Raw genomic sequence first — 15,332 nt, 5'->3', positions numbered from 1 at the left:
TAAATAAACGCTGCGAGGATGCTAGCGAAGTCTGCCGGCGGAAGATAGAGCGGAAATGAAAACGGCAGACCTTTCGGTCTGCCGTGAGAGCGACGCCGCAGCATCGCCTGAAAAGAGGTGGAGCCTTACTCAACGTTGCGCCCTATGCTTGATAACGTTGCAAAGCAAGCGATTATCGGTTGGTGGACGGCAGGCTCCGTTTGGTGCGTCATTCAGTTTTTATGAGCTCTGCCGCAGTGCGGGGCAATCATAAACAGGAGAATGAGCCACGAGGTGATATTAGCAAACTTCGTGCCAACAAATAAATAACTTTCTTTTTCAGAAGGTTGCCAGTGTGTATGCCTTATGCTGCGTCGCTGACTGGCGCAGCGCGGCGAAAAATGTCGTCAAAACCCAACACCTTAACAGCCTTTCAATTTAACTATTATTTATCAAAACCTTAAATGTCACTTTTTAGCGACAGTGATAACGTGCAATTGTCGCTATTTACCAACACCCAAAGAAAAAGGAGACATTGCTGTCTCCTTTTTTCAGGCTGACTGAGCTTAGCCCAGCTGTTTACGCGCGTTGCGGAAAATACGCATCCACGGACTGTCTTCGCCCCACTCGGCCGGATGCCAGGAGTTGCTCACCGTGCGGAACACACGCTCCGGATGCGGCATCATAATGGTGACGCGTCCGCTTTCGTTGGTCACCGCCGTAATGCCGTTAGGTGAGCCGTTCGGGTTAGCCGGATAGCTTTCCGTCACCTTGCCGTAGTTATCGACAAAGCGCAGCGCCACCAGCCCTTTCGCCTCCAGCGCGGCCAGATGCGCACCGTCACGCACTTCGACAAAGCCTTCGCCGTGAGAAACCGCAATCGGCATATGCGAGCCCGCCATGCCGTCCAGCAGCAGAGAAGGGCTGGCGGCCACTTCCACCAGGCTGAAGCGCGCTTCAAAGCGCTCTGACTGGTTGCGCACAAAACGCGGCCAGAGTTCGCTGCCTGGGATCAGTTCGCGCAGGTTCGACATCATCTGACAGCCGTTGCAGACGCCCAGCGCCAGCGTTTGCGGGCGATGGAAGAATTCTTCGAAGGTGTCGCGCACGCGGTTGTTGAACAGAATCGATTTCGCCCAGCCTTCGCCGGCGCCCAGCACGTCGCCGTAGGAGAAGCCGCCGCACGCGACCAGCGCCTGGAATTCCTCCAGATCGCGGCGTCCCGCCAGCAGATCGCTCATATGTACGTCCACCGCCGTAAAGCCCGCACGGTGAAACGCCGCCGCCATTTCAACGTGGGAGTTGACGCCCTGCTCGCGCAGCACCGCCACGCGCGGACGCGCGCCGGTCGCGATCATCGGCGCCGCCACATCCTCTTCTGGCTGGAAGGTAAGATGGACGTTCAGGCCCGGATCGTTGTCGTCCTTACGCGCTTCATGCTCCTGATCGGCGCAGATCGGGTTGTCGCGCAGGCGCTGCATTTGCCAGCTGGTTTCGCCCCACCAGGTGCGCAGCGTGGTGCGGCTTTCGCTGTAGACCGCGCTGTCGCCAGAGCGGATCACGAAGCGGTCGCCGCGCTGCGCGCTGCCGATAACGTGGCTGCACGCTGCGAGGCCCTGCTCCGCCAGCACCTGTTCCACCGCCGCGCGATCGTCGGTTTTAATCTGGATCACCGCGCCCAGCTCTTCGGTAAAGAGCACCGCCAGCGCGTCGCTGCCCAGCGCGGCGATATCAACCTCGACGCCGCAGTGGCCGGTAAAGGCCATTTCCGCCAGCGTCACCAGCAGGCCGCCGTCTGAACGGTCGTGATAGGCCAGCAGCTTCTGCTGCGCTACCAGCGCCTGCATCGCATTAAAGAAACCAGCCAGCTGCTGCGCGTCGCGCACGTCAGCCGGTTTGTCGCCCAGCTGACGATAAACCTGCGACAGCGCGGTGGCGCCCAGCGTGTTGGCACCGTTGCCAAGGTCAATCAGCAGCAACAGGTTGTCGCCTTCGGCTTGCAGCTGCGGCGTCACGGTGCGGCGCACATCTTCCACGCGGGCGAAAGCGGTGATCACCAGCGACAGCGGCGCGGTCATTTCGCGCTGCTCAATGCCCTCCTGCCAGCGGGTTTTCATCGACATCGAGTCTTTGCCCACCGGAATGGTGATGCCCAGCGCCGGGCACAGCTCTTCGCCAACCGCCTTGACCGCTTCGTACAGGCCGGCGTCTTCGCCCGGATGGCCTGCGGCGGCCATCCAGTTGGCGGAGAGTTTCACGCGCTTGAGATCGCCAATCTGCGTTGCCGCAATGTTGGTCAGCGCCTCGCCCACTGCCAGACGGCCAGAGGCGGCGAAGTCGAGCAGCGCCACCGGCGCGCGTTCGCCCAGCGCAAAGGCTTCACCGTGATAGCTGTCGAGGCTGGCGGTGGTGACCGCGCAGTTCGCTACAGGGATCTGCCACGGGCCGACCATCTGATCGCGCGCCACCATGCCGGTCACGCTACGGTCGCCAATGGTGATAAGAAAGGTTTTTTCCGACACGGTCGGCAGGTGCAGCACGCGGTTCACCGCGTCGCTCAGGGTAATGGCGTCGCGCAGCAGCGGCTCGCCTTTGGCCTGCTGCGTGGTGACGTCGCGCGTCATCTTCGGCGTTTTGCCCAGCAGCACGTCGAGCGGCATGTCGATCGGCGCGTTGTCGAAATGGCTGTCGCTCAGGCTCAGGTGCTGCTCTTCTGTTGCTTCGCCAATCACGGCGTAAGGGGCGCGCTCGCGCTGACACAGCGCATCGAACTGCGCCAGTTTCTCTGGCGCCACCGCCAGTACATAGCGCTCCTGCGACTCGTTGCACCAGACTTCCAGCGGGCTCATGCCTGGCTCATCGCTGAGGATGTCGCGCAGGTTGAAACGGCCGCCGCGGCCGCCGTCGCTGACCAGCTCCGGCATGGCGTTGGAGAGACCGCCCGCGCCCACGTCGTGGATAAACAGAATCGGGTTCTCTTCGCCCATCTGCCAGCAGCGGTCGATCACTTCCTGGCAGCGACGCTCCATTTCCGGGTTGTCGCGCTGTACCGAGGCGAAATCGAGATCGGCGTCAGACTGGCCGGAGGCCATTGATGAGGCCGCGCCGCCGCCCAGGCCGATGTTCATTGCCGGGCCGCCCAGCACGATCAGCTTCGCGCCGACGGTAATTTCCCCTTTCTGCACGTGATCGGCGCGGATGTTGCCGATGCCGCCCGCCAGCATGATCGGCTTGTGGTAGCCGCGCAGCTCTACGCCGTTATGGCTGTTGACCTGCTCTTCATAGGTGCGGAAATAGCCGTTCAGCGCCGGACGCCCGAATTCGTTGTTGAACGCCGCGCCGCCCAGCGGGCCTTCAGTCATGATATCCAGCGCGCTGACGATGCGATCCGGCTTGCCGAAGTTCTCTTCCCAGGGCTGTTCGAAGCCGGGAATGCGCAGGTTCGACACCGAGAAGCCTACGAGGCCCGCTTTCGGCTTCGCGCCGCGCCCGGTGGCGCCTTCGTCGCGGATCTCGCCGCCGGAGCCGGTTGCCGCCCCTGGCCACGGCGAGATCGCCGTTGGGTGGTTGTGGGTTTCGACCTTCATCAGGATATGCGCCGCTTCCTGATGGTACTCATACTCCCCTTTTTGCGCGTCGGCGAAGAAGCGCCCCACTTCCGAGCCTTCCATTACCGCGGCGTTGTCTTTATAGGCTGACAGCACATGGTCTGGCGTGGTCTCGAAGGTGTTCTTGATCATTTTAAACAGCGACTTCGGCTGTTTTTCGCCGTCGATAATCCAGTCGGCGTTGAAGATTTTATGACGGCAGTGCTCGGAGTTAGCCTGCGCGAACATATAGAGTTCGATGTCGTTCGGGTTGCGCCCGAGACGCTGGAACGCCTCCAGCAGGTAGTCGATTTCGTCATCCGCCAGCGCCAGGCCCAGCGTGCGGTTCGCCTCTTCCAGCGCCTGACGCCCGTGGTTCAGCACGTCGACGCTCTTCAGCGGCTGCGGCTGGTGATGGGCGAACAGCGCCTCCGCCTGCGACAGGTCGCTGAACACGGTCTCCATCATGCGGTCGTGCAGCAGCGTCTGCAGCGTCTGCCACTGCGCTTCCGTCAGCTGCGGCGCCTGCACATAGAACGCCAGGCCGCGCTCGAGGCGACGCACCTGCGGCAGATCGCAGTTGTGCGCAATGTCGGTCGCTTTGGAGGACCAGGGCGAAATGGTGCCGGGACGCGGCGTCACCAGCAGCAGGCGGCCTTGCGGCGCATGTTCGGCGAGAGAAGGACCGTACTTCAGCAGGCGCTGCAGGCGCGCTTTTTCATCAGCGTTCAGCGGTGCGCTGACATCGGCAAAATGGACGTACTCGGCGTAAATGTCACTCACCGGCAGGTGAGCGTCCTGAAAGCGGGTCAGCAGTTTGTTTACACGAAATGCCGACAGGGCGGGCGAACCACGCAGAATTTCCATCATTTAATCTCTCGTCAGAGCGCCGGGCGACGCTTCAAGGGGCACAACAGCAGAAAACGGGCGGTATTATAGAGAAACACCCCGCTCGACGAAACCGTTTGCGCATAATTTCTCTGCCTGCGGAATAGCCTGAATTTTGCGCAAAACCTGCTATATCAGTTGCTCTACGCTGCCGAGTTGCGCAAAATGCCCCTCGCTCTGGGAGTTCAAAAAAGATCAATACTGCCTTTAAAAGACAGAGGCCTTAGAGCCAGCGAGAGACAACTATTTGAAACGCCTAAAATTAAACTATCTGTTTATCGGTCTCGTCACCCTGCTGCTGGCGATGGCGTTATGGCCATCGATCCCGTGGTACGGCAACGGACAGGATGCGATTTCACAGATTAAATCACGGGGAGTGCTGCGTATCAGTACCATCAATTCCCCGCTGACTTACTACACCATCAACAATGCCCCGGCCGGTATGGACTACGAGCTGGCGAAACGCTTTGCCGACTATCTGGGTGTTAAGCTCAAGGTCACGGTGCGCCCTAACCTGAGCGATCTGTTCGACGATCTGGATGACGGCAAGGCGGACCTGCTGGCGGCGGGCCTGATCTACAACGATGAGAGGCTCACGCGCTACAAAACCGGGCCGAGCTACTACTCGGTTTCGCAGCAGCTGGTTTATCGCGTCGATAAGCCGCGCCCGAAGAATCTCGGCGACCTGAAAGGCGAGCTGCGGGTCGCTTCCGGCTCCGCCTATCTTTCGTCGCTGAAAACGGCGCGCGATAAGCAATATCCCGATCTCAACTGGGTGATCGCCAGCGATCAGGCGCCGAAGGCGCTGCTGGAAGCGGTGGCCGACGGCAAGCTCGACTACACCATCGGCGACTCCGTTACTATCGCCCTGCTGCAGCGCATCCATCCGCAGCTGGCGGTGGCGTTTGACGTCACCGATGAAGAGCCGGTGACCTGGTATGTGCCGCACAGCGACGACAGCAGCCTCAACGCCGCGATGCTCGACTTCTTCAACTCTATGGGCGAAGAGGGGGCGATGGCGCGTCTGGAGGAGAAATATCTCGGCCACGTCGGTACCTTCGACTATGTCGACACCCGCACCTTTTTACGCGCCATCGACGTTACGCTGCCGGAGATCAAGCCGCTGTTTGAGAAATACGCCTCCAGCATCGACTGGCGGCTGCTGGCGGCGATTTCCTACCAGGAGTCGCACTGGAATCCGCTGGCGACCTCCCCTACCGGCGTGCGCGGCATGATGATGCTGACGCGTAATACCGCCGACAGCGTCAACGTCGAGGATCGCACCGACACCGAGCAGAGCATTCGCGGCGGCAGCCTCTATCTGCAGCGCATGATGGAAAAGGTGCCCGCCACCATTCCTGAGGAGGAGCGCATCTGGTTTGCGCTGGCGGCCTACAACATGGGCTACGCCCATATGCTCGACGCGCGCAAGCTCACCGCGAAACAGGGCGGCAATCCCGACAGCTGGGCCGACGTCAAGCTGCGGCTGCCGATGCTGAGCCAGAAGCGCTACTACGCGCAGACCACCTACGGCTATGCGCGCGGCCACGAAGCCTATAACTACGTCGAGAATATCCGTAAGTATCAGCTCAGCCTGGTGGGCTATTTGCAGGAGCAGGAGAAACGGCTGGCGCAGCAGTCCGCGCTGGAAGCGGAGCTGGGCAGCGGCTATCCGGCGGTGGCGCCGGAAATCGCCATGAATTAGGATCGGCGCCTCGTCAACCGCCGCGCTGCGCCTGTCGCAGCGCTTTTTTCTGCTCGCGGCGCATGCGGAAAAAGTCGCTCAGCATCGCCGCGCACTCCTCTGCCAGCACGCCGCTCTGCAGCGCGACCTGGTGGTTCATGCCGGGATGGCCGAGCACGTCTATCAGCGATCCCGCCGCGCCGGTTTTCTCATCGCGGGCGCCGTACACCAGACGTGTGATGCGGCTATGCACCATTGCGCCAGCGCACATCACGCACGGCTCCAGCGTCACGTAGAGCGTGGTCTCCAGCAGGCGATAGTTTTCCAGCACCTTACCGCCCTGCCGCAGCGCCATGATTTCAGCGTGCGCGGTGGGATCGTGCTGGCCGATGGGTCGGTTCCACCCTTCGCCGATGGCGCGATCCCCCTGCACCAGCACTGCGCCGACCGGCACTTCGCCCTGTTCCCAGGCGATGCGTGCCAGCTTCAGCGCATGGCGCATCCAGTATTCGTCTTGAGATTGATTCACGCAGGCGCACTCCCGGCAGCAGCAAAGCGGCGCATTATAGCGATCCCGCGCGCAGATTCGAAGATGAAACCCTACTCCAGCTGCTGAAGTTCGCCGCGCGGGGTGACGCGCCAGCGGTGCTGGCAGAAAAAGAGCAGCGGGTTATCCTGCTTGCTGTCGCTATAGCCGCTATAGAGCTGCAGCGGCGTGCCGATTTTCTCTTCCAGCTGCACCACTTTTTCATGGCCGAGGCAGCGCATCGCCAGCACGCGGCCGCCAAAGCCGCGCTGCATCTGGCTGGCGATCAGCTTTACGCGCGGCAGAAACGCCGAATCGAAGTAAACCTGCTCTACCAGCGGCTGCGGCGAGCCGGTGATCAGCCAGACGTCAGCGTCGTCGCTGCTCAGGTAATCGGTCAGGCGCTGCTGTACCACCGGAAACGCGGTGACGCGCTGGCGAAACCACTGCGCAAAGGCCGCCTCGCGCCGCAGCAGCGCGCGCTCCGAATGGCCAAAGGTGATCGACCAGAGCAGCAGGCTCATCGGCCAGCGCGCCGCGCGCCCCTTGATTAGCAGGCCCAGCCCCACCACCGGCAGCAGCGGCACCACCAGCAGCAAATTGAGCGGCTGACGCCACAGCAAATAGCGCATAAAGGTGCCGAACATATCCTGTTGATGCAACGTGCCATCCAGATCGAAAAACACCACGCGACGTTGGGTACCTTTGGTCAAAAAACGCTCCTTTCTGTTTTGTTCGCCCTATGTTTCCTTATTGTAGCCATCAACCACGGCAGCGGCGACGCGGCTATTTTTAATTCCAGCGACTACAATGCCAGATGAATAGTTTATTCTTCAGCGGCTGTACGCATCTTGCGGCAGGATAGTTAAACGAGGACCAGACATGAGTTCATTGCTGCGCATTCGTCAGCTCTATCCGCGTCTGGCGCTAAATGAGCGCCGACTGGCGGATTTTCTGTTGTCACAGCCCGATCGCGCGCGCCATCTCAGCTCGCAGAAGCTGGCGGAGGAGTCGGGCGTCAGCCAGTCGAGCGTGGTGAAATTCGCGCAGAAGCTCGGCTATAAGGGCTTTCCCGCGCTTAAGCTGGCGCTGAGCGAGTCGCTGGCGGATCGCGACGCTATTACCGTGCACAACCATATTCTCAGCGACGATTCGCTGAAAACCGTGGGGGAAAAGCTGCTGACCGAAAAGCTTTCTGCTATTCGCGCCACGCTCGATATCAACAGCGAAGAGAAGCTGAACGAGACGCTGCACCTGCTGAAAAATGCCCAGCGTATTGTGCTAGTGGGCATCGGCGCCTCGGGGCTGGTGGCGAAAGATTTTTCCTGGAAGCTGATGAAAATCGGCATTAACGCGGTGGCGGAGCAGGATATGCACGCGCTGCTGGCCAGCGTGCAGGCGATGCGGCCCGGCGACGTGCTGCTGGCGATCTCCTATACCGGCGAGCGCAAGGAGATTAACCTGGCGGCGCAGGAGGCGGTGCAGATCGGCGCGTACGTGCTGGCGTTTACCGGCTTTACCCCCAACAGCCTGCAGCAGACCGCCACCCACTGTCTTTACACCGTGGCGGAGGAGCAGAGCACGCGCAGCGCCGCCATCTCCTCGACCACCGCGCAGCTGGCGCTGACCGATCTGCTGTTTATGGCGCTGGTGCAGAACGATCCCGAGCGCGCCGCCAGCCATATGCGCCATAGCGAAGCGCTGGTGAAAAAGCTGAACTAAGGGGCGAACGCGAGTATAATGGCGCCGTTTTTAGCTGATCAGGTGATAAAATGGCGCTGCTGATTACCGCCAGATGCATTAATTGCGATATGTGCGAACCCGAATGCCCGAACCAGGCTATCACTCTCGGCGCGGCGATCTACCAGATCGACGCCAGCCGCTGCACCGAATGCGTCGGTCATTACGACGCGCCGACCTGCCAGAGCGTCTGCCCTATCGACAACACCATTATTCCCGATCCACAGCACGTCGAATCCCGCGAGGCGCTGTGGGAGAAATTCGTGCTGCTGCACCCCTAGTTTTCGATAATTACCGTGGCACAGGCGTAGTGGCGCTCATCCGCCAGCGTGACGTGCACCTGCCGGACGCCCAGCTTTTCTGCCACTTCGCAGGCGTGGTGGAAAAAGCGCAGGCCAGGCTTGCCCAGTTCGTCGTTATAAACCTCAAACTGATTAAACGCCAGCCCGCCGCGAATGCCGGTGCCGAAGGCTTTGGCCGCCGCTTCCTTGACGGCGAAGCGTTTCGCCAGAAAGCGCACCGGCTGCTGGTGGCGCTGATACTGCTGCCACTCGGCTTCGCTCAGCACGCGTCGCGCCAGGCGATCGCCGGAGCGTTCGATCACGCCGGCGATGCGCTCGATTTCAACGATGTCGGTGCCCAGTCCGAGAATAGCCATTAGCGACGCGCTTCCCGCATCAGCAGCTTCATCTCTCTTACCGCGTCGGCCAGGCCGCTAAACAGCGCGCGGCCGATAATGGCGTGGCCGATATTCAGCTCGTGCATCTCCGGCAGCGCGGCGATTGGCTGGACGTTGTGGTAGGTCAGGCCGTGGCCGGCGTTGACCTTCAGGCCCAGACCGGCGGCAAAGGTGGCGGCGTGACGAATGCGCGCCAGTTCCGCTTCGCGCGGCAGCCCTTCCGCCGCCTCGGCGTAGGCGCCGGTGTGAATTTCGATATAGGGCGCGCCGCTGGCGACCGCCGCCTCGATCTGGCGATGGTCGGGGTCAATAAACAGCGACACCAGGATGCCCGCGTCGCTCAGCTGCCGTACCGCCGCGTTGATCTTGTCCTGCTGGCCCGCGACGTCGAGGCCGCCTTCGGTGGTCACCTCTTCGCGCTTCTCCGGCACCAGGCAGACAAAATGGGGTTTGATATCGCAGGCGATGCCGACCATCTCGTCGGTGACCGCCATCTCCAGATTCATACGCGTCTGGATGGTATCGCGCAGAATGCGCACGTCGCGATCGGTAATGTGGCGGCGATCCTCGCGCAGGTGCACGGTGATGCCCTCCGCACCCGCCTGCTCGGCGACAAAGGCCGCCTGCACCGGATCGGGATAATGGGTGCCGCGCGCGTTACGTACCGTGGCGATATGATCGATGTTGACCCCTAACAGCAACTCAGCCATGACAATCCTCAGCTTAACTATGTCGAAAAACAGGAGTGTACCGCGACGCGCGGCGCAGGCACAGCGCTACTGGCTGGTGGCATCCGGCCGTTTTTTCGGCACGAACTGGCGAAACAGCTCGGTGCTCTTCAGCGGTTTGCCGCCCAGGTAGGGTTTGAGCGCGATACGGGTAAAGCGCTTGGCGGCGCGCAGCGTGTCGGCGTCGGGGAAGTCGCGCTCCCACAGCGCGCGCAGCTGGCGGCCGGTAAAGCTGCGCTGTCCTGCCACCAGGCTGGCGATAAAGCCCTTCTCTTCGCGGTAGCTGTAGGTCATGGCGTCGGCCACGGGCTCGCCGCTGCCGGCGCAGTGCAGAAAATCAACGCCGTAGCCAAGATGCCCCAGCAGCGCCAGCTCGAAGCGACGCAGCGCCGGTTCGGGCGAGCTGTTGTCCGCCGCCAGCGTCTGCAAACAGTTCAGGTAGTCGAAGAAGAGTTCCGAGAAGGGAAATTCCTGCTCCAGCACGCGCGCCACCAGCTCATTAACGTAGAGGCCGCAGTAGAGCGTGATACCGCTGAGCGGCAGCGCCAGCGAGACCGCTTCCGCTTTGGTGAGGGTTTTGACGTCGCCGCGTCCGGTCCAGCGCACCAGCAGCGGCGTAAAGGGCTGCAGCGTGCCTTTCAGCTGCGAGCGGCGCGCGCGCGCGCCTTTCGCCAGCACCCGCACCCGCCCGTGGCTTTCGCTAAAGAGATCGAGCAGCAGGCTGGTTTCGCTGTAGGGGCGACTATGCAGCACAAAGGCGCGTTGCCAGCCTTCCATAGGATCAGAGGTCGTCTACGTAGCCCAGGCTGCGCAGCGCACGTTCGTCGTCGGCCCAGCCCGATTTAACTTTGACCCACAGCTCGAGATGCACTTTAGCGTCGAACATCTCTTCCATATCTTTACGCGCTTCAATGCCGATGGTTTTGATTTTGGCGCCTTTGTTGCCAATCACCATCTTCTTCTGCCCTTCGCGCTCGACGAGGATCAGGCCGTTGATATCGTAGCCGCCGCGATCGTTGCTGACGAACTGCTCAATCTCCACCGTTACCGAATAGGGCAGCTCGGCGCCGAGGAAACGCATCAGCTTCTCGCGGATGATCTCTGACGCCATAAAGCGCTGCGAGCGGTCGGTGATGTAATCTTCTGGGAAGTGGTGATCCGCCTGCGGCAGGCGCTTGCGCACGATGGCCGCGATGGTATCGACGTTTTTCCCGCTCTCGGCCGAGATCGGCACGATGTCGAGGAAGTTCATCTGCTGACTAAGGAACTGCAGGTGCGGCAGCAGGATGCTTTTATCCTGAATGTTGTCCACCTTGTTGATAGCCAGCACCACCGGCACTTTGTTGTCGCGCAGCTTGTTCAGCACCATCTCGTCGTCCGGCGTCCAGCGCGTGCCTTCTACCACGAAGATCACCAGCTCGACATCGCCGATGGAGCTGCTGGCCGCGCGGTTCATCAGGCGGTTAATGGCGCGCTTCTCTTCCATATGCAGCCCAGGCGTGTCGACATAGATCGCCTGATATTCGCCTTCGGTATGGATGCCCATAATGCGGTGGCGCGTGGTTTGCGGCTTACGCGAGGTGATCGACACCTTCTGCCCCAGCAGCTGGTTCAGTAAGGTGGATTTGCCGACGTTGGGTCGGCCGACAATCGCGACAAAGCCGCAATAGGTATTCTGTTCGCTCATTCGAGTCCTGACTTTTTCAGCGCCTGTTCAGGCGCCGGGATGTTGCTATTCGAGACCAAGCTTAATTAGCGCCTGTTCAGCGGCAGCCTGCTCTGCTTTACGGCGGCTGGAGCCTACGCCCACCACCGGTTCAGCCATGCCACTCACCTGACAGTGAATGGTGAATTCCTGATCGTGGGCTTCGCCACGCACCTGCACCACCAGATAGGACGGCAGCGGCAGATGACGCCCCTGCAGATACTCCTGCAGGCGGGTTTTCGGATCTTTTTGTTTGTCGCCCGGGCTAATCTGCTCGAGGCGCGTCTGATACCAGTCAAGGATCAGCTTTTCCACCGTCTGGATATTGCTGTCGAGGAAGATGCCGCCTATCAGCGCCTCCACCGTATCCGCCAGGATCGATTCACGGCGAAAGCCGCCGCTCTTCAGCTCGCCCGGTCCGAGGCGCAAACATTCGCCAAGGTCAAACTCGCGCGCCATCTCCGCCAGCGTGTTGCCACGCACCAGCGTGGCGCGCATGCGGCTCATATCGCCCTCGTCGACGCGAGGAAAGCGATGATAGAGCGCATTGGCGATCACATAGCTGAGAATGGAATCGCCGAGAAATTCAAGACGCTCGTTATGCTTGCTACTGGCGCTGCGGTGCGTTAGCGCCTGTTGCAAGAGTTCCGGATGAGTAAAAGTGTAGCCCAGTTTGCGCTGAAGCTTATTAATGAGGATGGGGTTCATGCGATTCCAGTTCTTTTGTGCGTCTGTGACTCTGCATACGAAACAGGGCTGGCTTTCCAACACAATCTGTTTAGTGTGCAGTGGCCTCCCAGAGGAGGCCAACCGTTTTGCCCGTTTATCCGGGCCAGATATCTCAGTGGATGCCGCCGATACGACTCAGGCGTACGCCTGTCGGCCACTGACCTTCCTGCTTATCAAAGCTCATCCAGATAGCCACCGCCTTGCCGACCAGATTGCGCTCCGGGACAAAACCCCAGTAGCGGCTGTCTGCGCTGTTGTCGCGGTTATCGCCCATCATGAAATATTGCCCCTGCGGCACGATCCAGGTCGCCTGCGGCTGGCCCGGCTGCTGATAGTACATGCTTGCCTGACTTTGCGCTTCGTTTACCAGCAAAATATCGTGCGTGACGCTGCCCAGCGTCTCTTTGCGCGTGCCGAGACGCAGCCCGCCGCGCATGGTTTCGCCCTGCGGCACCTGATAGAAGCCGTTGCCGGTTTCGTTGCCGTCAAAGCCGCTGAAGGTCTGAATAAAGTCGCTTGGCTCGACGTTGGTGTAGGTGATCGGCAGCGCGCTGGCGCAGCGTTGACCGGCGGCGCAGTTCGGGCTGACGGTCAGAGTTTTGCTGTAGGGATCGAACACCACTTTGTCGCCCGGCAGGCCGATCACGCGCTTGATGTAATCCAGGCTCGGGTCTTTCGGGTATTTAAACACCGCGATGTCGCCGCGCTGCGGATGACCGGTCGGGATCAGCGTGGTCTGGGTAATGGGATCTTTGATGCCGTAGGCAAATTTCTCCACCAGGATAAAATCGCCGATCAGCAGCGTCGGCATCATCGAACCGGACGGGATCTGGAACGGCTCGTAGATAAACGAGCGCACCACAAACACCACCAGCAGCACCGGGAAGACCGACGCGGCGGTTTCCACCCAGCCAGGCTGGCCGTTGACTTTCGCCAGCGTTTTGCTGTCCAGCGTGTTGCCTGCTGCTTCCTGCGCCTGCGCCTGTTTCGCGCGGCGCGCCGGCGCCCATTTAAAGCGATCGATACACCAGATAATGCCGGTAATCAGCGTCGCGATTGCCAGAACCAGGGCGAACATATTAGCCATTAGGGATCCTTATTTGCTGTCCTTGCCGACATGCAGAATAGCGAGGAAGGCTTCCTGCGGCAGCTCAACGTTGCCAACCTGCTTCATGCGCTTCTTGCCATCTTTCTGCTTCTGCAACAGTTTCTTCTTACGGCTGACGTCGCCGCCGTAACACTTGGCCAGCACGTTTTTACGCAGCTGCTTCACGGTCGAGCGCGCAATGATATGGGTGCCGATTGCCGCCTGAATAGCAATGTCGAACTGCTGACGCGGGATCAGATCTTTCATCTTTTCCACCAGTTCGCGGCCGCGATACTGCGAGTTGTCGCGGTGGGTAATCAGCGCCAGCGCATCGACGCGCTCGGCGTTGATCAGCACGTCGACGCGCACCATGTCAGAGGCCTGGAAGCGTTTAAAGTTGTAGTCCAGCGAGGCGTAGCCGCGCGAGGTCGACTTCAGACGGTCAAAGAAGTCGAGCACCACTTCCGCCATCGGGATCTCATAGGTCAGCGCGACCTGGTTACCGTGGTAGACCATGTTGGTCTGCACGCCACGCTTCTCGATGCAGAGGGTGATGACGTTGCCCAGATACTCCTGCGGCAGCAGCATATGACACTCGGCGATCGGCTCGCGCAGCTCTTCGATATTGTTCAGCGGCGGCAGCTTAGACGGGCTGTCGACGTAGATGATTTCGCCGCCGGTGGTTTCCACTTCGTACACCACGGTCGGCGCGGTGGTGATCAGATCGAGATCGTATTCGCGCTCCAGACGCTCCTGAATGATCTCCATGTGCAGCAGGCCGAGGAAGCCGCAGCGGAAGCCGAAGCCCAGCGCGGTAGAGCTTTCCGGCTCATAGAACAGCGAGGCGTCGTTGAGGCTCAGCTTGCCGAGCGCGTCGCGGAAGGCTTCATAGTCGTCGGAGCTGACCGGGAACAAACCGGCATAGACCTGCGGCTTCACTTTTTTAAAGCCCGGCAGCGCTTTGTCCGCGGGGTTGCGCGACAGCGTCAGGGTATCGCCCACCGGCGCGCCGAGGATGTCCTTGATGGCGCAGACCAGCCAGCCTACTTCGCCGCAGTTCAGCTGCGTGCGATCAAGCTGCTTCGGCGTGAAGATGCCGAGGCGATCGGCGTTGTACACCTGACCGGTGCTCATCACTTTGACCTTGTCGCCTTTGCGCAGGGTGCCGTTTTTCACGCGGATCAGCGAGACGACGCCCAGATAGTTGTCGAACCAGGAGTCGATAATCAGCGCCTGCAGGGGGCCTTCTGGATCGCCTTCCGGCGGCGGAATATCGCGCACCAGACGCTCCAGCACTTCCGGTACGCCAACGCCGGTTTTCGCCGAGCAGCGCACCGCATCGGTGGCGTCGATGCCGACGATATCTTCAATCTCCTGCGCCGCACGCTCAGGATCGGCGGCAGGCAGGTCGATTTTATTCAGTACCGGCACAACTTCCAGATCCATCTCAATCGCGGTGTAGCAGTTCGCCAGGGTCTGCGCTTCTACGCCCTGTCCTGCATCCACCACCAGCAGCGCGCCTTCGCAGGCCGCCAACGAGCGTGACACTTCATAGGAGAAGTCAACGTGCCCTGGAGTATCGATGAAATTGAGCTGGTAAGTTTCGCCGTTCAGCGCTTTGTAATCGAGCGTCACGCTCTGCGCTTTAATGGTAATGCCGCGCTCGCGCTCCAGGTCCATTGAGTCAAGGACCTGCGCCGCCATCTCGCGATCCGACAGGCCGCCACAGATTTGAATCAGGCGGTCAGAGAGCGTCGATTTACCGTGGTCAATGTGCGCGATGATGGAGAAGTTTCTTATGTGCTTCATTTATATGAATATCTTCACGTAGAAAAACAGTTGAGAACCTGAGCACAGACACATTCAGGAAGATCGCTCTTCACCTGCAATCCTGTCAGCCTCATTAATGACGACGCATATTACACTGTTAAGGCCGCGCATAAAAGAATGGAACGTTGCGGAATCGCAACACTTTTTGGCGAGAAACAGGCGCTAAAAGG

General features: G+C 60.4%; 13 protein-coding genes. 3 read left to right on the top strand and 10 right to left on the bottom strand.

The window, feature by feature from the left end; all coding sequences use genetic code 11:
* Window positions 1-545: 545 nt before the first annotated feature.
* Window positions 546-4,436, bottom strand: a complete 3,891-nt coding sequence (purL, locus tag MC269_RS04505) for a phosphoribosylformylglycinamidine synthase (RefSeq protein ID WP_239954173.1) — start codon at window positions 4,434-4,436, stop codon at window positions 546-548.
* A 265-nt stretch (window positions 4,437-4,701) separates the two neighbouring features.
* Between purL and mltF the strand changes: the two genes are divergently transcribed.
* Window positions 4,702-6,159 (top strand): membrane-bound lytic murein transglycosylase MltF, encoded by a 1,458-nt coding sequence (mltF, locus tag MC269_RS04500; RefSeq protein WP_081142341.1) that lies wholly within the window; start codon window positions 4,702-4,704, stop codon window positions 6,157-6,159.
* A 13-nt stretch (window positions 6,160-6,172) separates the two neighbouring features.
* On the opposite strand, the gene tadA is transcribed toward mltF, so the two are convergent.
* Together tadA and yfhb are read right to left on the bottom strand one after the other, a co-directional pair.
* On the bottom strand, window positions 6,173-6,667 hold the full coding sequence (gene tadA, locus MC269_RS04495) for a tRNA adenosine(34) deaminase TadA (protein ID WP_239954171.1): 495 nt from the start codon (window positions 6,665-6,667) through the stop codon (window positions 6,173-6,175).
* Window positions 6,668-6,738: 71 nt separating this feature from the next.
* The gene (gene yfhb / locus MC269_RS04490; RefSeq protein WP_081142345.1) at window positions 6,739-7,377 is read right to left on the bottom strand and encodes a phosphatidylglycerophosphatase C; all 639 of its coding nucleotides are present in this window, start codon (window positions 7,375-7,377) and stop codon (window positions 6,739-6,741) included.
* 169 nt (window positions 7,378-7,546) lie between these two features.
* On the opposite strand from yfhb, the gene MC269_RS04485 reads away from it, so the two are divergent.
* Window positions 7,547-8,386, top strand: a complete 840-nt coding sequence (locus MC269_RS04485; protein ID WP_081142347.1) for a MurR/RpiR family transcriptional regulator — start codon at window positions 7,547-7,549, stop codon at window positions 8,384-8,386.
* 50 nt (window positions 8,387-8,436) lie between these two features.
* Window positions 8,437-8,685 carry a YfhL family 4Fe-4S dicluster ferredoxin gene (locus MC269_RS04480; RefSeq protein WP_239954169.1) on the top strand — a complete coding sequence of 83 codons (249 nt, stop codon included), beginning with the start codon at window positions 8,437-8,439 and terminating at the stop codon, window positions 8,683-8,685.
* On the opposite strand, the gene acpS is transcribed toward MC269_RS04480, so the two are convergent.
* The 7 genes from acpS to lepA form a co-directional block, all read right to left on the bottom strand.
* Window positions 8,682-9,062, bottom strand: coding sequence for a holo-ACP synthase (acpS, locus tag MC269_RS04475; RefSeq protein ID WP_081142351.1), 381 nt, complete (start codon window positions 9,060-9,062; stop codon window positions 8,682-8,684). The two genes, MC269_RS04480 and acpS, sit on opposite strands and share 4 nt — an antisense overlap.
* On the bottom strand, window positions 9,062-9,793 hold the full coding sequence (gene pdxJ, locus MC269_RS04470) for a pyridoxine 5'-phosphate synthase (protein ID WP_239954167.1): 732 nt from the start codon (window positions 9,791-9,793) through the stop codon (window positions 9,062-9,064). Before pdxJ ends, acpS begins: the two co-directional genes overlap by 1 nt.
* 66 nt (window positions 9,794-9,859) lie before the next feature.
* Window positions 9,860-10,588 carry a DNA repair protein RecO gene (gene recO, locus MC269_RS04465; protein WP_239954165.1) on the bottom strand — a complete coding sequence of 243 codons (729 nt, stop codon included), beginning with the start codon at window positions 10,586-10,588 and terminating at the stop codon, window positions 9,860-9,862.
* A gap of 4 nt (window positions 10,589-10,592) precedes the next feature.
* Complete coding sequence (era, locus tag MC269_RS04460; protein WP_081142357.1) at window positions 10,593-11,498, bottom strand: GTPase Era; 906 nt, start codon at window positions 11,496-11,498, stop codon at window positions 10,593-10,595.
* 45 nt (window positions 11,499-11,543) lie between these two features.
* Window positions 11,544-12,224 (bottom strand): ribonuclease III, encoded by a 681-nt coding sequence (gene rnc / locus MC269_RS04455; RefSeq protein ID WP_081142359.1) that lies wholly within the window; start codon window positions 12,222-12,224, stop codon window positions 11,544-11,546.
* Between the two features lie 133 nt (window positions 12,225-12,357).
* Window positions 12,358-13,332 (bottom strand): signal peptidase I, encoded by a 975-nt coding sequence (gene lepB, locus MC269_RS04450; RefSeq protein WP_081142360.1) that lies wholly within the window; start codon window positions 13,330-13,332, stop codon window positions 12,358-12,360.
* Window positions 13,333-13,341: 9 nt separating this feature from the next.
* The gene (gene lepA / locus MC269_RS04445) at window positions 13,342-15,141 is read right to left on the bottom strand and encodes a translation elongation factor 4 (protein ID WP_081142361.1); all 1,800 of its coding nucleotides are present in this window, start codon (window positions 15,139-15,141) and stop codon (window positions 13,342-13,344) included.
* Between the last annotated feature and the right edge of the window lie 191 nt (window positions 15,142-15,332).

Origin of the sequence: Pantoea sp. Z09 (assembly GCF_022394795.1) — a bacterium.
Taxonomy (GTDB): domain Bacteria; phylum Pseudomonadota; class Gammaproteobacteria; order Enterobacterales; family Enterobacteriaceae; genus Pantoea; species Pantoea latae.
This window is presented reverse-complemented; position numbering and strand designations above follow the sequence as displayed.